This window comes from Chitinophaga eiseniae, from assembly GCF_900167135.1.
Classification (GTDB): domain Bacteria; phylum Bacteroidota; class Bacteroidia; order Chitinophagales; family Chitinophagaceae; genus Chitinophaga; species Chitinophaga eiseniae.
In genome coordinates this window covers 2054821-2073088 of the sequence record NZ_FUWZ01000002.1, presented here as the reverse complement: position 1 = coordinate 2073088, position 18268 = coordinate 2054821, and the positions used below count along the sequence as shown (strand labels likewise).

15 protein-coding genes are annotated in these 18268 nt (G+C 51.4%); 10 read left to right on the top strand and 5 right to left on the bottom strand.

Features of this window, described 5'->3' with window-relative positions; translation table 11 throughout:
• The first annotated feature begins 5 nt into the window (after positions 1-5).
• The 7 genes from lpxA to B5D63_RS18270 all read left to right on the top strand — a co-directional run bounded on the left by lpxA (position 6) and on the right by B5D63_RS18270 (position 7008).
• On the top strand, positions 6-806 hold the full coding sequence (gene lpxA / locus B5D63_RS18300) for an acyl-ACP--UDP-N-acetylglucosamine O-acyltransferase (RefSeq protein WP_078670179.1): 801 nt from the start codon (positions 6-8) through the stop codon (positions 804-806).
• A complete protein-coding gene (locus B5D63_RS18295) occupies positions 790-1410 on the top strand; it encodes an ABC transporter ATP-binding protein (RefSeq protein ID WP_078670178.1) in 621 nt (206 codons plus the stop codon). Before lpxA ends, B5D63_RS18295 begins: the two co-directional genes overlap by 17 nt.
• Before the next feature lie 53 nt (positions 1411-1463).
• Positions 1464-2771 carry an MFS transporter gene (locus B5D63_RS18290; protein ID WP_078670177.1) on the top strand — a complete coding sequence of 436 codons (1308 nt, stop codon included), beginning with the start codon at positions 1464-1466 and terminating at the stop codon, positions 2769-2771.
• Between the two features lie 28 nt (positions 2772-2799).
• The gene (locus B5D63_RS18285; protein WP_078670176.1) at positions 2800-3639 is read left to right on the top strand and encodes an MBL fold metallo-hydrolase; all 840 of its coding nucleotides are present in this window, start codon (positions 2800-2802) and stop codon (positions 3637-3639) included.
• A gap of 56 nt (positions 3640-3695) precedes the next feature.
• A complete protein-coding gene (locus tag B5D63_RS18280) occupies positions 3696-4076 on the top strand; it encodes a co-chaperone GroES (RefSeq protein WP_235021569.1) in 381 nt (126 codons plus the stop codon).
• A 210-nt stretch (positions 4077-4286) separates the two neighbouring features.
• Complete coding sequence (locus tag B5D63_RS18275) at positions 4287-5843, top strand: helicase HerA-like domain-containing protein (RefSeq protein WP_078670175.1); 1557 nt, start codon at positions 4287-4289, stop codon at positions 5841-5843.
• Positions 5844-5961: 118 nt separating this feature from the next.
• The gene (locus tag B5D63_RS18270; RefSeq protein WP_078670174.1) at positions 5962-7008 is read left to right on the top strand and encodes a Gfo/Idh/MocA family oxidoreductase; all 1047 of its coding nucleotides are present in this window, start codon (positions 5962-5964) and stop codon (positions 7006-7008) included.
• A gap of 150 nt (positions 7009-7158) precedes the next feature.
• Here B5D63_RS18270 and B5D63_RS18265 read toward each other — a convergent pair whose 3' ends face one another.
• Together B5D63_RS18265 and B5D63_RS18260 are read right to left on the bottom strand one after the other, a co-directional pair.
• On the bottom strand, positions 7159-9060 hold the full coding sequence (locus B5D63_RS18265; RefSeq protein ID WP_078670173.1) for a RecQ family ATP-dependent DNA helicase: 1902 nt from the start codon (positions 9058-9060) through the stop codon (positions 7159-7161).
• A gap of 35 nt (positions 9061-9095) precedes the next feature.
• Positions 9096-11204: a heavy metal translocating P-type ATPase gene (locus tag B5D63_RS18260; protein ID WP_078670172.1), complete on the bottom strand. Its 2109-nt coding sequence runs from the start codon at positions 11202-11204 to the stop codon at positions 9096-9098.
• A gap of 131 nt (positions 11205-11335) precedes the next feature.
• On the opposite strand from B5D63_RS18260, the gene tsaE reads away from it, so the two are divergent.
• Together tsaE and B5D63_RS18250 are read left to right on the top strand one after the other, a co-directional pair.
• Positions 11336-11773, top strand: coding sequence for a tRNA (adenosine(37)-N6)-threonylcarbamoyltransferase complex ATPase subunit type 1 TsaE (gene tsaE / locus B5D63_RS18255; protein ID WP_078670171.1), 438 nt, complete (start codon positions 11336-11338; stop codon positions 11771-11773).
• 40 nt (positions 11774-11813) lie between these two features.
• Positions 11814-13031: an alanine dehydrogenase gene (locus B5D63_RS18250; protein WP_078670170.1), complete on the top strand. Its 1218-nt coding sequence runs from the start codon at positions 11814-11816 to the stop codon at positions 13029-13031.
• Positions 13032-13159: 128 nt separating this feature from the next.
• Here the strand turns inward: B5D63_RS18250 and B5D63_RS18245 are convergent, their stop codons facing one another.
• The 3 genes from B5D63_RS18245 to B5D63_RS18235 all read right to left on the bottom strand — a co-directional run bounded on the left by B5D63_RS18245 (position 13160) and on the right by B5D63_RS18235 (position 15216).
• A complete protein-coding gene (locus tag B5D63_RS18245) occupies positions 13160-13954 on the bottom strand; it encodes an undecaprenyl-diphosphate phosphatase (RefSeq protein WP_078670169.1) in 795 nt (264 codons plus the stop codon).
• Between the two features lie 79 nt (positions 13955-14033).
• A complete protein-coding gene (locus B5D63_RS18240) occupies positions 14034-14315 on the bottom strand; it encodes a DUF3098 domain-containing protein (protein WP_078670168.1) in 282 nt (93 codons plus the stop codon).
• 28 nt (positions 14316-14343) lie between these two features.
• Entirely contained in the window at positions 14344-15216 is an 873-nt protein-coding gene (locus B5D63_RS18235; RefSeq protein WP_078670167.1) for a cell division protein FtsX, read from the bottom strand.
• Between the two features lie 263 nt (positions 15217-15479).
• Here B5D63_RS18235 and leuS point away from each other — a divergent pair, with 263 nt between their 5' ends.
• Positions 15480-18245: a leucine--tRNA ligase gene (leuS, locus tag B5D63_RS18230; RefSeq protein WP_078670166.1), complete on the top strand. Its 2766-nt coding sequence runs from the start codon at positions 15480-15482 to the stop codon at positions 18243-18245.
• Positions 18246-18268 lie beyond the last annotated feature (23 nt).

Sequence of the window (18268 nt, the reverse complement as noted above, 5' to 3'; positions counted from 1 at the left end):
AAGCAATGATCCACCCGCTTACATACATACATCCGGACGCCAAGGTGGCGCCTAATGTTAAAATTGATCCGTTTACCGTCATCCACAAAAACGTAGAAATCGGCGACGGCACCTGGATAGGCTCCAATGTAACCATCATGGAAGGAGCCCGCATCGGTAAAAACTGCCGTATCTTCCCGGGCGCTGTTATTTCTGCCATCCCTCAGGACTTAAAATATGCGGGTGAAGAAACCACTGTGGAAATCGGGAACAACACTACTATCCGTGAATTCGTGACCATCAACCGCGGCACACGCGACAAGTGGAGGACCAAGATCGGCGATAACTGCCTGATCATGGCTTACGGCCACATTGCGCATGACTGCGAAGTGGGCAACCACTGCATCTTCTCCAACAATACCACCCTCGCAGGGCACATCACCGTGGGCGACCATGTGGTACTGGCCGGCATGGTGGCTATCCAGCAGTTCTGTAAAGTAGGCGACCACGCCTTCGTTACCGGCGGCTCCCTCGTTAGAAAAGATGTACCTCCTTACGTTAAAGCCGCCCGTGAACCCCTCTCCTATGTGGGTATCAACTCGGTAGGCCTGAAAAGAAGAGGTTTCTCCCTGGAAAAAATCAATCATATCCTGGATATTTACCGTGTGATTTTTGTGAAGGGCTATAAATTATCCAAGGCCATCAGCATCATCGAAGCTGAATTTCCCGCCACAGACGAAAGAGACGAGATCCTGTCCTTCATCCGTGAGTCCGGCCGCGGTATTATGAGAGGTTACACTTCCCATTCCAATGACGATATCTCTTGACCAAACAGGTAAACGTTTCAACTACGACTGGATATTTCGTGGTGTGAGCCTCACCTTTCAGGAAGGAGAACGCTACGCGATTCTGGGGCCTAACGGGTCAGGAAAATCCACTTTATTACAGGTGATCAGTGGCGCCGTTCAACACAACGAAGGCACCGTCCAATACAGCACACCGGAAAAACCCATCGCCCCCGATGCGTTTTTCCGGTACTGTGCTATTGCAGCTCCCTACCTCGAACTCATAGAAGAATTTACCCTCACCGAAATCATCACCTTCCACACCCAGTTCAAATCCCTGCTGCCCGGCATTACACCCGCCATGGCCATGGAAATGGTGGGACTGGAAAAAGCGGCGGAAAAACAGCTCCGTAATTTCTCCTCCGGCATGAAACAGCGGATCAAACTGGCACTGGCCATCCTTAGCGATGTGCCCGTATTGCTGCTGGATGAACCCTGTACCAACCTCGACGCCGCCGGCGTAGCGCTATACCAGGGGCTGATCAATCAGTACGGCCATAACCGCCTCATCATCGTCAGCTCCAACGATGAGCAGGAATACTTCATGTGTAAACACCACATCCGCATCACCGACTACAAACAATAGTGCGGTCATATCGCGATTTTGTTATCTTCGTTGCCAACTAACTGTCTTCGCGAATGATTACTGCCGGCAAAAAAGTCCTTAACGGCTGGGCCATGTACGACTGGGCCAATTCCGTGTACAATCTCGTTATCACTACTACCTTCTTTCCCATTTATTTTCTCGCCGTCACCGACGAACATGTGTCCTTCCTGGGGATGCGTTTTGTCAACTCTGCCTTGTATAATTATACCATGGCAGCGGCCTTCCTGTTGGTAGCGATCGCTTCCCCTATCCTGTCGTCCATATCCGACACCCGGGGCAATAAAAAGAACTTCCTGAAATTTTTCACCTTCCTGGGCTCGCTCTCCTGCGCCGCCCTTTTCTTTTTTACCAAAAGTACCCTCTGGCTGGGCGTGCTGGCGTTTATGCTGGCCACCATGGGTTATTGTGGCGGACTGGTGTTTTACAACTCCTACCTGCCTGAAATAGCCGCCCCCGAAGACCGCGACCGTATCAGCGCCCGCGGCTACAGCATGGGCTATATCGGCAGCGTACTGCTGCAGCTGGTAGGCTTCGCCCTCGTCATGACGCTGCCATTCGGGCTGGACGAGGGGCAGGCTGTCAGAAGTACTTTTCTGCTGGTAGGCGTTTGGTGGCTGGGATTCGCCCAGATCACTTTCGCCAGGCTGCCGGCGACCAAAGCCCCTGCCGGCAAACACAACGCCGGCGCTTTCACCGACGGATTCAACGAACTGCGCAAGGTATATGCCCAGGTGAAAAACATGCCGGTGCTGAAACGTTTTCTGCGCGGTTTCTTCTTTTACAGCATGGGCGTACAGACCGTGATGATGGCCGCTACCATCTTCGGCAGCAAAGTGCTGAACCTCCCGTCCGACAAACTGATTGGCACCGTGGTGATCATACAGGTGGTAGCGATTGCCGGCGCGTGGGGCATGGCCCGCCTCTCCGGCATCTTCGGCAATCTTCGTGTATTGATTGGCGTTGTCATCGTATGGATCGGTATCTGCATAGCAGGCTACAAAATGCAAACCGCGACCGACTTCTATCTGCTGGCGACAGCGGTAGGCCTGGTGATGGGCGGCATACAATCGCTCAGCCGTTCCACCTACGCCAAGCTGATGCCCGAAACCAAAGACACCGCCAGCTTCTTCAGCTATTACGACGTCACCGAGAAACTGTCCATTGTGATCGGTATGTTTTCTTTTGCCTATATTGATGATTATACGGAAAACATGCGCAACTCCGTACTGGCGCTGGTCGTGTTTTTCGTGATCGGTCTGCTGTGGATCATTTCCGCGCTGCTGAAGCAACGACAGGTCCCTCAGACAGCCACCGAAAAAGAAAAGGATTTAGTCATGTAGTTGCTGTTGCAACCTAATACAAGCACATATGAAATTATACACCATCGAAACAGGCTTTTTCAAACTGGATGGCGGCGCCATGTTTGGCGTAGTACCCAAGACGCTGTGGAACAAAACGAATCCTGCAGATGAAAACAACCTCTGCTCCTGGGCAATGCGTTGCCTCCTCATTGAAGATGGCAACCGCCTGATACTGATAGACAACGGCATCGGCGATAAACAAGATGCTAAGTTCTTCAGCCATTATTATCTGCACGGCGATGCCACCCTCGATAAATCCCTTGCAGCGCATGGGTTTCACCGCAATGATATCACCGACGTGTTTTTAACGCACCTGCATTTTGACCACTGCGGCGGCAGCATTGTACGCGAAGGCGACAAGCTGCTCCCCGCCTTCAAAAACGCTGTCTACTGGAGCAATGAAGACCACTGGAAGTGGGCAACCGTACCTAACGACCGGGAGAAAGCGTCCTTCCTGAAGGAAAACATTCTGCCGATCCAGGAAAGCGGTCAGCTGAAATTCATCGCCCACCAGGAAGGTGTAGCCTTCACCAATCATATCAATATCCGGTTTGCCAACGGCCATACCGATGCCATGATGCTGCCGCAGATCCGGTACAAAGACAAAACCATCGTATACATGGCCGACCTCCTCCCGTCTATAGGGCATCTGCCTATTCCCTACGTGATGGCATACGATATGTTCCCGCTTACCACCCTCACGGAAAAGAAAAGATTCCTGCAGGAAGCGTTGGACAAACAATACGTGCTGTTCTTCGAGCATGATCCTGTGAACGAGTGCTGCATACTACAAAACACCGAAAAAGGGATCCGCGCAGGGGAAACATTTGCACTCAACACCCTGTAAGCACTGTCAGTATGTCATTGCCTGCAGGCCCGCACTATTTTTGATCAGGAGGAAGCATGGCTATACATATTACACCGGATAACAAACTCAAAAAACTCATCGTTGTGGGCGATCGGGTACTGATTAAGCCAACGACGCCGCATGACCGTACCAAAAGCGGACTATACCTGCCTCCCGGTGTGCAGTCAAAAGAAAAGGTACAGAAAGGATATGTGATCAAAACCGGTCCGGGCTACGCAATTCCCGTTCCTGTGGAAGACGAGGACTCCTGGAAACCGGAAGAAGACAAAGTGAAATACATCCCGTTACAGGCCAAAGAAGGCGATCTGGCCATCTTCCTGCTGAGCGGCTCCACGGAGATCATGTATGAAGACGAAACCTACTTCATTGTGCCGCAGGGAGCCATCCTGATGCTGGAAAGGGAAGAAGACCTGTGATCATTGGGAGATTTTGATATTCAGATATTTAGTTCCCGCCCGCCTGGGCGGGATTTTTTTTGCCCGTTGGGAGAGATAAACGGGCTACCGGGGGTGATTTTTTGTTTATATTATCGGGAGATTATATTTCGTTCCCGGCGTGCAAACTGCCATCCAACGGCAGCGATTGCAACCGGTTTTTGTTATCTTCATAAAAAAACATTTTACACCATGGCCAATAAAGAAGCATTTCTGGAATCCATTAAGAACGGCTATACATTTAAAGGCGAGCATTTCAAATTAGGATGTGCTATGCTGGATGGTGAAGTGATCAGCGGAGCAGACGTATCCCTACCCCTGAAAACCATGAACAGGCATGGTTTGATTGCCGGCGCCACCGGTACAGGTAAAACCAAGACCCTGCAGGTGATTGCCGAAGGCCTTAGCGACGCCAGCGTGCCCGTTTTACTGATGGACATCAAAGGCGACCTTAGCGGTATTGCCGCCGCCGGCACCGACAATCCCAAAATCCAGGAACGGTACCAGAAAATCGGCGGCTCCTGGTCCCCCGCCGCTTACCCCACCGAACTGCTGTCCCTCAGTAATGAGAAAGGTGTGCGTTTGCGCGCCACCACCAGCGAATTCGGCCCTGTCCTGCTGTCCAAAATACTGGAGCTGAACGATACCCAGGCCGGCCTGGTAGCCATGCTGTTTAAATACTGCGATGATAATAAACTACCCCTGCTGGACCTGAAAGATTTTAAAAAAGTATTACAGTTTGCCAGCGCCGAAGGCAAAGCAGAACTGGAAAAAGACTACGGTAAGATATCCACCACCTCTACCGGCACTATCCTGCGTAAAGTGATAGAGCTGGAACAACAGGGCGCCGATCTTTTCTTCGGGGAAAAATCTTTCGAAGTGGACGACCTGATGCGCATCAGCGATGATGGCCGCGGCGTAGTGTCTATCCTGCGGGTAGCCGATATCCAGGACCGCCCTAAACTCTTCTCCACCTTCATGCTCAGCCTGCTGGCGGAACTTTATGCCACGCTGCCGGAAGAAGGAGACCTCGAAAAACCCAAACTGGTAATGTTCATCGACGAGGCGCATCTCATCTTCAACGAAGCCAGCGACGCACTGCTGAAACAGATCGACACCATCATCAAACTGATACGCTCCAAAGGCGTGGGCATTTTCTTCTGTACCCAAAACCCCATGGACATCCCGGCTTCCGTGCTCGGACAGCTGGGCCTCAAAGTACAGCACGCTCTGCGCGCCTTTACCGCCAACGACCGCAAAACCATCAAACAAACAGCAGAGAACTACCCGCTGTCCGACTTCTATAAAACCGATGAACTGCTTACCCAGATCGGTATTGGTGAAGCGCTGATCACCTGCCTCAACGAAAAAGGCGTGCCCACCCCACTGGCCGCCACCATGCTGGTATCGCCGCACTCCCGTATGGACGTGCTCACCGATGCGGAAATAGCCGCGCTGGTCAGCAATTCCAAACTGGTGAAGAAATACGCCGAAGCCATCGACAGCGAGAGCGCCTACGAAATACTGACCGCCAAACTGGAAGAAGCGGCGGAAAAAACAGCCGCTGCCGCCGACTCTTCCGGCACTTCCGGTCCCGGTAAGAAAAAAGAAGAAAAGAGCCTGTTCGAACAGGTGATGGGCAGCTCCGCCATGCGGCAGGCAGGCCGTACAGCCGCCAACGTTATCACCCGCAGCCTGCTGGGCGCGCTGGGCCTGGGCGGCAGAAGCAAGAAAAAGTCTATTTTCTAAGGTAGCACAGCCGGTCAGGATTACCCGGAAAAAGGATTTCCGTAAAAAAACTGCCTGTTTTTTTATACTTTAATCCGGATAATCTTAACCGGCTTACACGCCGATTCAAACGATAATTATGAGTAAAGTGATTAAGACGGGCATCTGCTCCTTTGGCATGTCCGGACAAGTTTTCCATGCACCGTTTATTTACGTGAACCCGGGCTTTGAATTCACCGCCGTCGTGGAACGCAGCAAGGACCTGGCCAGACAACGGTATCCTAACGTAAAAGTATATACGTCCGTAGCGGATATGCTGGCAGATAAAGAACTGGAACTGATCGTAGTAAACACGCCGAACTACACCCACTTTGAATACGTAAAAGCCGCACTGGAAGCCGGTAAGAATGTGATCGTAGAAAAGCCGTTCACCGTTACCACCGCAGAAGCAGCAGCGCTCATCGCCCTGGCGAAAGAAAAAAAATTGTTGCTCAGCGTATATCATAACCGCCGCTATGACAGCGATTTTAAAATCGTCCGTAAAGTGCTCAACGAAGGCCTGCTCGGCGATGTTCTCGAAGCAGAGATCCACTACGACCGCTTTAAGGAAGAACTGAGCTACAAAAAACATAAGGAAGTGGCCAATCCGGGTACCGGCAGCCTCTATGACCTCGGCTCCCACCTGATAGACCAGGGACTGCAGCTGTTCGGTTTCCCAAAAGCCGTATGGGCCGACATCCGGATCATCCGCAAAGACTCCGTTGTAGACGATTACTTTGAACTGGTACTCTACTACGACTCGCTTCGCGTACGCCTGAAATGCAGCTACCTTATCAGGGAAGCGCTGCCCTCCTACCAGATACACGGCCGCATCGGCTCTTTCATCAAAACCAAATCCGATATACAGGAAGCGCAACTGCTGAGAGGCCTGTTGCCCAATAGCCCGGACTGGGGCGCTGAAGCGCCGCATGAATGGGGACTGCTGCATACCTCCATCGACGGTAAAACGGTGAAACAATACCTGCCCGGCACCAATGGCAACTATATGGACTACTATCAGGGCATTTATGAAGCCATCGCTAACAATGCACCCAACCCTGTAGATCCTAAAGATGCGGAAAATGTGATCAGAATTATTGAAGCCGCCTTTCAGAGCAGCCAGGAAGGCCGGGTGATTAATTTATAGATTTTTTGATTTTTTGATTTTTTGATTTTTTGATTTACGAATTTTTTGATGTCGTGGATGATAAGAGCGAAGGCCAAAGCTGATAATTAAAATCGCTTTAGCCTTCGCTCTTTTATTCGCAAAATCAAAAAATCGTAAATCACTACATCCCTAAATGCAAAGTTTCCCTTCCTCATCGCGGCGCAGCAACCCTTCCTCATTCATAAACTGCAACACGGCCATCAGGTCGCTCCGGCGCACATCGGGCATTTGCTGATGCAGCTCTGCAAACAGCAGGGGTTTATCTTTCAGTATAATGGCAACGCTATCGGATATACGTTTAAACGCCGTGGCATCCGGCGGGGATGATTTTTTCTTCAGGCATACGTCACAGACGCCGCAGGGGGCTGCGTCTTTTTCTCCAAAATAGGCCACCAGCTGCTGGGTACGGCAGGTATCACTGTGACGGGCATACGCAAACATCGCCGCCAGCCGGTCGGCATATACTTTTTTCCGTACCTCTACCCGCGCCATATTAATACGCAGGTTGGCGGCCGAAACACGTTCCTGCAAAAAACAGAGCTGTGGCTCATCACGGCGGGCCTGATAATGGATAATGCCGTATTGATGCAGCTGCTGCAACAAGGCGGCGATGTCATCATCCTCCATGTACATGATCCGGCCTATCTGCCGTTCGTATATGGGTACGGGGTGGTCAAAAATACCTTCGTAGGTACGCAGCAACACCTTCGTGATCTCTTCCAGCGCAGGATACGCGCTTTCGAAAGCATACAGCGATTCCTTATTGGTCACAAACTCCGCACGTGACGGCAGGAACACGCTTTCGCTCAGCTGCAGTACTTCTTCCTGTTCCAGCAGCTTTACAGCGCTGTATACCATCGTGAGGTTCAACTGGAAAGTACGGGCAAAGTCATTGATATCAAAATCAAAATACATACCTTCCGCGCTGCCCACAGGCACCTGTAAATAGTTAACGATACATTGGTACACTTCCCGCACCTGTTCCAGCGTGGGAAACTGCAACGCAATACGTTCCTGCATTTCAGCCAGTTCCTCTTCGTTGTAGAGCAACACGGCATATGCCTTTTGTTCATCTCTGCCGGCGCGTCCCGCTTCCTGGTAATAGGCCTCCAGGCCATCAGGCGTATCGTAGTGTACCACGATGCGCACATCCGGCTTATCAATGCCCATACCGAAAGCGTTGGTGCAGACCATCACCCGGGTTTCATTGTTGATCCAGGCTTCCTGCCGGGCGGCTCTCTCGGCCTGTGGCAGTCCTGCATGATAGTAGCTGGCGGGGATACCCTGCAGCTGCAGCAGGTCGGCTATTTCTTTGGTGCGTTTACGGTTGCGGCAATACACGATGCCACAGCCGGGCACGCGGTCCAGTATATGTTTTACTTTATCGATTTTAGTGGCTTCTTCCAGCACACTGTAGGAGAGGTTAGCGCGGGTAAAGCTTTTGGTAAACACTTTCGCGTCTTTCATCAGCAGCTTATCGCAGATGTCTGTCTGCACCCTGGGCGTGGCGGAAGCTGTGAGCGCCAGTACCGGCGCATCCGGGAAAAAACTGCGGATATCCGCTATCTTCAGATAGGCAGGACGGAAATCGTATCCCCACTGGGAAATACAGTGTGCTTCATCTACCGCGATCAGGTTTACCGGCAGGCCATCGCAATAGGTTTGAAACAGTTTGCTTTGCAGACGTTCGGGCGATACGTACAAAAATTTACATCCTCCTCTGCGGGCCGCTTCCAGTACACGTTCCACGTCTTTGTACAACATGCCTGAATAGATAGAATAAGCAGAGATACCTTTCTTTTTGAGGTTGGCCACCTGATCTTTCATCAGAGCGATCAGCGGCGTGATCACCAGGCACAGCCCGGGTTTCATCATAGCTGGCACCTGGAAGCAGATGGACTTACCGCCGCCGGTAGGCAGTAGCGCCAGCGTATCCTGGCCAGCCAGGATACTGTTAATAATATCTTCCTGTAATGTACGGAACTGGCTGTAACCCCAGTATTGCTGTAGTATGGCTTTGGGTGTACTCAAATCTTTCGCTGAATAGTGCGTTTGCAATTTACTATTTACGCCGCACTTACCACCCGTTTATACCGAAGCCGTACCGAATTGATGGCCAGCACCACATCGGAAAGGCCCATCACCCCTGCGCCCACAATAGGGTTCAGCAGTCCGAGCGCAGCCACTGGTATGGCTACCACGTTGTATATAAATGCCCAGAAAAGATTTTGTTTGATGGTCAGGTAGGTGTGTTTTCCCAGTCCCAGCGCCAGCGGCAGACTGCCGAGATGATTGTTTAACAGCACCACGTTGGCGCTCTGCATGGCTACCTGCGTAGCATCGCTGAGCGAAATACCGATGGTAGCCCTGGAGAGTGCGGGCGCATCGTTGATGCCGTCGCCCACCATGGCGGTTGGTGACTGTTGCATAAAACGATCGATCTGTTCCAGTTTCTGTTGTGGTGACTGTTCTGCGTACACTTCGGTGATCCCCAGCGCAGCGGCCAGCTCCCCGCATTTGCGGGCGGTATCGCCGCTGAGCAGCACCGGCTGTATACCGGAGGCCTTCAGCTGCCGGATCACCGTAGCCGCTTCGGGCCGTATTTCATCTGCGAAATCGAGCCATCCCATCAAAGCGCCGTTGCGTATCAGGTAGAGATTATGACTGTCATCATCCGTCAGGCCTGTGGCCATACGGAAAGATCCCAGCTGCCATTCGTTGCCTTCTTTATCTTTGGCGCGCATGCCCAGTCCCCTGTGCTCGCGGACCTGCTGCAGCGGCACTTCTCCGGCCGATTTCCACATCGCCGCCACAGAGCGGGCAATAGGATGGGAGGAATATTTTTCCAGGCTGTAAACGATCTGCCGGAAGCTGGTGTCCTCCATCGTAGTATGATAGTGTCGAAGACTGAGTTTCCCCGTTGTGAGCGTACCTGTTTTATCGAATACTACCCGTTTGATATCTTTAAACAACTCGAGGGTATGCCCCCCTTTGATCAGGATGCCGTTGCGCGCAGCGCGTCCCAGCCCCACCATGACAGCGGCCGGGGTGGCGAGCCCCATGGCGCAGGGACAGGCGATCACCAGTACGGCAATGCTGCGCATCATAGCAGTGCCGAAAGTAGTGTGACCGATAAAATACCACCCCAGGAAAGTAACGATGGCGATGCTCAGCACCAGCGGCACAAAAATGGCGCTGATGCGGTCGGCCAGCCGCTGCATAGGCGGCTTGTCGCTCTGGGCTTGTTTTACCAGTTCAATGATATAAGACAGTACGGTGTCTTTACCGGTAGCGGTGATGTATATTTTGATGCTGCCTTCTTCCAGGAGGGTGCCGCCGATCACTTTGTCTTTTTCTTTTTTGCTGACAGGGTCGCTTTCGCCGGTGATCATGGATTCGTTGATATGTCCGCTACCCCAATAGATGGTGCCGTCCATCGGTATTTTATCGCCGGTGTTGACCAACACGCAGTCGCCGGGACGGAGCGTCCTGTTGTCTACCTCGTGGATATGTTCGTGCCCGTGGTCTGTATTGATCAGTCGTGCCGTGGTGACCTGCATGCGGGCCAGTTCCGCGATGGCGGTGGTAGTTTGTCTGACGGATTTTTCTTCCAGCAGGTTGCCCAGGAAAACGAGGGTGATGATCGCCGCGGTGGTTTCGAAGAACAGGTAGTCCGGGTTACCGTTGATCAATGCGCCGATGACGCTGTAAAAGAATGCCGCCGAAGCCCCGAGGGTAACCAGCACGTCCATATTGGCCATGCGGTTCATGACAGAGCGAAGGGCGCTTTTGCCGAAATGCCACAGTCCGGTTAGAAATACCGGCAGTGTAAGCCAGAACTGCGTCCACGGGTTATGCAGCCAGTGCCAGTCCACCCACATGTGCAGCAGGAGCGGCAGTGTAAATATTAAACAAAAGAAAAATTTAAAGGTCAGGGTCTGGTAGACCGGTACTTTGGCCGGCGCCTGATCAGGCAATACCACACGGAAACCGAGGTCGGCGATGCCGTTGAGCACTTCCGCCGAATCGGCGCCGGCGGGAGTGGTAAAACTCACCTCTTCCGTAGCAAAGCTGACATTGACATTTTCCATGCCTTTTTTCTCGAGGTATCGGGATACGCTGAGCGCACAATTGGTGCAGTGCATGCCTTCCACCTTACAACTAACTGATGTCATGGTGATTCCTTTTTCCGAATGTAAAATTACCCCATGACGGGGTAAGATGGTCAAAATATTAATGCAACAGCGTATAAATTTAACCTATTGCTACCACCTGAAAAAACAGCCATAAATCGCTACATTTGCCTATGCAATGGACATTTACGCTGGAGCAGCTGCCGGAAGTAGCCGGTGCGTTCTGGGACTATTTTGGCGATAAACAGGTATTTACGCTTAACGGCCCCATGGGCGCCGGTAAAACCACGATGATCAAAGCTTTATGTGCGGCCAAAGGGGTAGCCGACGCCACCGCCAGCCCCACTTTTTCCATTATCAATGAATATGGTTACCTCGATGCACAGGGACAACCACAACGGATCTTCCACCTGGACCTCTACCGGCTGAAAGACGAAAACGACGCTATCAGCGCCGGCGTGGAGGACACGCTCTACCAGGATGCCATCAGTTTTGTGGAATGGCCGGACGTGGTAGCCCCCCTGCTCCCCCCCGATACCATCCACCTTCAACTGGAGGTGCTGCCTGACCAAAAAAGGGTGCTTCGCGAAATCTCCGCATCTGACAAATAGTGTATCTTTACAAATACAGAAAAACAATATTGACCGATTTATGGAGCAAAGGCAAAAACCTGTAGTGAGTGCTGGCTTTACTTATTCACCTCTGGAAGAAACGCTGGATATCCCACAAAAAAATTCCCGTTTATTTATCGGTATACCCAAAGAAAATTCCTTCCAGGAAAACCGGATTGCCCTGACGCCCGACGCGGTTAGCATCCTGGCTGCACACGGACATCATATCGTGGTGGAACACAAAGCCGGCGACGGTTCGCATTATTATGACACCGACTATTCAGAGGCCGGCGCAGAAATCGTCTACGATAAAAGGGAAGTTTTCAAGGCAGAGATCATCGTTAAATCGGCACCGCTGAACGATGAGGAAATAGAACTCTTACATCCCCACCAGATCGTTATCTCCCCCATCCACCTGGCTGCGCTGAAAGCGCCGCAGGTACAGAAGATGATGGACAAACGCATCACCCTGTTGTCTTTCGAAAATCTGAAAGATGATGCAGGCACCTATCCCATTGTAAGGGCGATGAGTGAAATTGCCGGCGGAGCCGTCATGCTCATAGCCGGACAATACCTCAGCAACGGCAATAAAGGCAAAGGTATCCTGCTGGGCGGCATTACCGGTATCCCTCCTACCAAAGTGGTGATCATCGGCGCCGGCATTGTAGGGGAATTTGCGGCGCGTACCGCTATGGCGCTGGGCGCCTCGGTAAAAGTGTTCGACAACAATATTTACAAGCTGAAAAGGCTCCAGAACAATATAGGCGTGCGCGTATTCACCTCCGTGATACAGCCCAAAGTGCTGGCGGAACAACTGTGCAATGCCGACGTGGCTGTGGGCGCCCTCTCGTCCCAGAGCGGCCGCACACCGATTGTAGTCAGCGAGGCGATGGTCAGCAATATGAAAGCGGGTTCCGTGATCGTGGATGTAAGCATCGACCGCGGCGGCTGTTTCGAAACATCAGAAATCACCAGCCACGAAAACCCGGTTTTCAAAAAATATGACGTGGTACACTACTGTGTTCCCAATATACCCTCCGGCTTCGCCCGCACCGCCTCCGAAGCGATCAGCAACGTCCTGATGCCGCTGCTGGTGGAAGCTGCCGACGACGGCGGTTTCGAAAACCTGGTATGGATCAAACGCGGCGTAAGAAACGGGATCTACCTGTACAAAGGAGCACTGACCAACTACCACCTCAGCGAAAAATTCAAACTCAAATACACAGACCTGGAGCTGCTGCTGGCAGTCAAAGGGTAACTGTGACGATCATGATTTTTACGGATTTCGCTGATAAGCGAAGATGTTAATAAAACGAAGCGCCGATGACATCAGTCACCGGCGCTTCGTTTTATTACGCTGTCCTGGCCCCGGGGCCAGGAATGAAATCATAGTTGTTTTCCCATCAGGATGGCGGCAATGATAATAACGCCAACGATGATGCGGTAGTAGCCCCACATCTTAAACCCGTATTTTTTCAGGGCGCCGATGAAAAATTTAATAGCGGCCATCGCCACGATGAAAGCCACGATATTACCTACCAGCAATAGTTTCAGGTTTTCCGGATGCGCCATCAGCAGTTCTCTGCCTTTCAGCAGTTTATAACCGGTGGCGGCAGCCATGGTCGGTACCGCCAGGAAAAAGGAAAATTCCGCCGCCTGGCTGCGGGTGAGCTTCTGCTGCATACCGCCGATAATAGTGGCGGCGCTGCGGCTAACGCCCGGTATCAGCGCCAGGCACTGAAAGAAACCAATCCGCAGGGCGGTGAACATACTCATTTTTTCGTCTGTGTCGATCGTGGGCTTCTGGAACCAGTTATCCACAAACAGCAGCACCACACCTCCCAACAGCAGGGAGATACCTACAGTGAGCGGGCTTTCCAGCAGCTGGTCTATCTTATCGCTGAAGAGATAACCGGCAATAAGCGCAGGGATCACCGCTACCACCAGTTTGAGGTAGAAATTGAACCTGTTTTTATCGAAAACAAGAAATTTTCGCCAGTACAATACCACAACAGCCAGGATGGCGCCCAGTTGTATCACCACTTCAAAGAGTTTGGTAAATTCATCGTCTTTAATCCCCAACAGGGAGCTGGCAATGATCATATGCCCTGTGGAGGAAATGGGCAGGAATTCCGTCAGCCCTTCCACAATGGCAATAATGATGGCATGGAAGAAGTTCATTAAAACAAGTATGGTTAAAATGTGATAAAAAAAGCGATGAGGGCATCATCGCTGTCATCATATGATCGTTGGCTCAAAATTACTCTTTCGTTTTGGGACGGGCCATGATAGCATACACTTCTATCAGCAGCCCCAGCACAATGACAATAGGCGCCAGTGTAATGCGACGGAAGCTGTATACTTCTTCCGGCTTGAATGCATTAGGGTCGTTGCTGTTGCCACCCATCATGAGGAGGAAGCCGATAACGATGACCACAATACCCGCCAGCATGATTTTGTAGTTCTCTTTAGGAAAGATAGGCCGGCTGTCGGTCACCTGGGTATCTTTTGTCACAGTTGATCTGAGCGTTTCTTTAGCCATAGTGTTTATTGGTTAAGATGATGTTGCATTAATAAAGATCGTCCAGTTTCAGCCGCAGGTATTTCATCACGGAGCGGTGGGTACTGAACAGGGAGATAGCGATTCCTACGACGATCATACCGAGGAAAAGCAGGGCTATCATCAGGTTGTCGCGTAATCCGTTCAGCTCCGGCAGCGCTTTATCTGCAAAGGACAGGATGCCCAGCAGTCCGGCGATAGCAATGAGCGCACTGATAGCGCCATTGGCAATACTGCGGAGATCGAACGGTTTGGCGATAAACCAGCGGGTAGCACCCACCATCTGCATGGTTTTGATCAGGAAACGGTTGCTGAACATCGCCAGGCGGATGGTATTATCGATCAGGAAGATGACCACCAGCGCCAGCAGGCAGCTGATAATGAGGATCACCATCCCTATTTTATTGACGTTTTCATTCAGTTTCTGCACCAGGCTGCGCTGATAGGAGATCTCCCGTACGATGTTCTGCTGGGTGAGATTGTTTTCGATGACCTTCAGGCTGTCGGTGTTCACGTAGTTGGCGTTGGCCTTGATATTGATGCTGGCGTACAATGGATTATACTGCAGCAGCTGGATAAAATCCTCGCCAAAGTCTTTCTTAAAGCGCTCTGCCGCCACATCTTTCGATACGTATTCAATGGATTTGATATACGGTTTGTGTGCAATGGAGTCGCGCAGGGCCGTCGCCTGGTTCTCTTTCACATTATCTCTCAGAATCACCTGAATTTCAATGTTTTCCTTGAAATACTTGCTGAGTTTGCTGGCATGGATGACCACCAGTCCCAGGGTTCCCAATGAAAACAATACCAGCGCTACCCCGATAATGGAGTAGATATAGGACGGTTTAGACTTTTTTGCTGATGATTTCCCGGATTGCGCCATTAATCTTGCAGTTTATCGGCGAAAATAATAAAAATTAGTAGTTATGTGTTTAATTTTGCCAGTCCAACGTGTCACTGGCTATAATATATGTTAAGAAAACGGCAATATATAAAGATGTTGGGGGATGTCATTGCTGTATTAATATTTTTAACATTATTTTGCCGAAATGGCATCAACCGGTTTATAAATTTATAACTGATAACGCGGTAAAGACCGGATGTATTGTTTATATCCGGACAGTTACCGTTCATCTACATTGAGATATGGAATACAATTTCAGGGCAATCGAAAAAAAATGGCAACAGCAATGGAAGGAGTCCCACGCTTATAAAGTAAGCAATGACAGTCCCAGGCCCAAATGTTATGTGCTGGACATGTTCCCCTACCCTTCCGGGGCCGGCCTGCATGTTGGCCACCCGCTGGGTTATATTGCAACGGACATCTACTCCCGCTATAAAAGGCTAAAAGGCTTTAACGTACTGCATCCGATGGGATACGACGCCTTCGGCCTGCCGGCGGAGCAATACGCCCTGGAAACCGGCCAGCACCCCGCTGTGACCACCGCCCAGAACATCAAGGCGTTCCGGGAACAGCTGGACAATATCGGTTTTTGTTATGACTGGGAACGCGAGGTAAACACCAGCGACCCGTCTTACTATAAATGGACACAGTGGATTTTCCTGCAGCTGTTTGAAAGCTGGTACAACCGCCTCAACGCAAAAGCAGAACCCATCAGCACCCTGACAGCCATCTTCGAGCAGGAAGGCAACAGCCGCCACGCCTGTCCCGGCGACCGCCAGCGGACTTTCACGGCTGCCGAATGGAAAAGCTACTCCGAAAAAGAACAACGCGAAGTACTCATGCAGTACCGCCTCGCCTTTCTCGACTACGCCGAAGTGAACTGGTGCGCCGCCCTGGGCACCGTACTGGCCAACGACGAGGTGATCAACGGTGTGAGCGAACGCGGCGGCTTCCCCGTCGTGAAAAAGAAAATGCGCCAGTGGTTCCTGCGCATCACTGAATACGCCGACCGCCTGCTGACAGGCCTCGAAACGGTCAACTTCAGCGATGCCATGAAGGAAATGCAGCGCAACTGGATCGGTAAAAGCCAGGGCGCCGAACTCGCCTTCTCCGTCAAAGATACCGGTCACCGCATCGAAGTGTATACCACCCGCCCCGACACCATCTTCGGGGTAGACTTCATCGTAATCGCACCGGAACACGAGCTGGTACAACAAATCACCACCACAGCGCAGAAAGCGGAGATCGAAAAATACCTCGAATACGTACAAAGCCGCTCCGAAAGGGAACGTATGGCAGACGTGAAACAAATCACCGGCTGCTTTACCGGCGCATACGCCATCAACCCTTTCAACGGCCGCGAAATACCGGTATGGACCGCGGAATATGTGCTGGCAGGTTATGGCACCGGCGCCGTGATGGCCGTGCCCTGCGGCGATCAGCGCGACTTTAGCTTCGCCCGCCACTTTAACATCCCCATCACCAATATCATCGGGGATGCGTTCAACGGCGAAGAAGCCAATCCGACCAAAGACGCCACCCTGCAAAACAGCGGCTTCCTCGATGGTATGGACATGAAACCGGCCATGGACGCAGTGATCAACAAAATGGAAGAAATGAAGATCGGCAAACGCCAGGTCAACTTCAAAATGCGCGACGCCGGCTTCAGCCGCCAGCGCTACTGGGGCGAACCCTTCCCGATCGTGTTTAAAGACGGCGTGGCCTACCCGCTGGAGGAAAAAGACCTCCCGCTGGAACTGCCGCATGTGGACCAATACAAACCAGGCGACGAAGGTGAAGGCCCGCTGGCCAATATCACCGACTGGGTAAACGTAGCGCCCGGCGTAAAACGCGAAACCAACACCATGCCCGGCTACGCCGGCAGCAGCTGGTACTTCCTGCGTTATATGGACCCGCACAACAGCACCACCTTTGCCGACCGTAAAGCCACGGACTACTGGAACCAGGTGGATGTATATGTAGGCGGTACCGAACACGCCGTAGGCCACCTGCTTTACTCCCGCATGTGGACCAAAGCCCTCTATGACCTGGGCCACATAGGATTCGATGAACCTTTCAAATCGCTGATCAATCAGGGTATGATTCAAGGTTCATCCAGATTCGTCTATCGTATACATGGCACACAACAATTTGTGTCAGCCGGACTGAAAGATCAATATCAGACAGATAAACTGCATGTTGACGTAAATATTGTAGACGGAATTGTATTAGATACGGAAGCTTTTAAGAAGTGGAAACCAGACTATGCCAATGCTACTTTCATTCTCGAAGACGGCCAATACAACTGCGGTACCGAGGTCGAAAAAATGAGCAAAAGCAAGTTCAATACCGTCAACCCGAATGAATTAGTGAACAAATTCGGCGCTGATACCTTCCGTATGTATGAAATGTTCCTCGGACCGGTAGAACAGTCCAAACCATGGGACACCAAAGGCATTGAAGGTGTACACCGTTTCCTCAAGAAGCTGTGGCGTCTCTTTGCCGACGAAAACAAAGGCCTCATTGTTAACAACGATGCCCCTACGCCGGAAGAGCTGAAAATATTGCACAAAACCATTAATAAAATTGACGGCGACACCAGCAGCTTCTCCTATAACACCGCGGTAAGCCAGTTTATGATTTGTGTAAACGAGCTGGCTACCCTGAAATGCCACAAACGTGCCGTACTGGAGCCGGTGCTGATATTGCTTACGCCTTATGCGCCGCACTTTGCAGAAGAGCTGTGGCACCTGCTAGGCAATACCACCAGCATCCTGGACGCCGCTTACCCGGTATATGACGAAAGCTTTACCAAAGAAAGCACCTTCAATTACCCTATCGCGGTAAACGGTAAAACCCGCACCGAAATGGGGCTGCCGCTGGATGCAGACAACAGCGCCCTCGAAAAAGAAGTGCTGGCCAGCGAAGTGGTACAAAAATGGCTTGAAGGCAAACAACCGAAAAAAGTGATCATCGTAAAAGGCAGAATGATCAACGTTGTTATTTAGAGATTTTTTGATGTACGATTTTT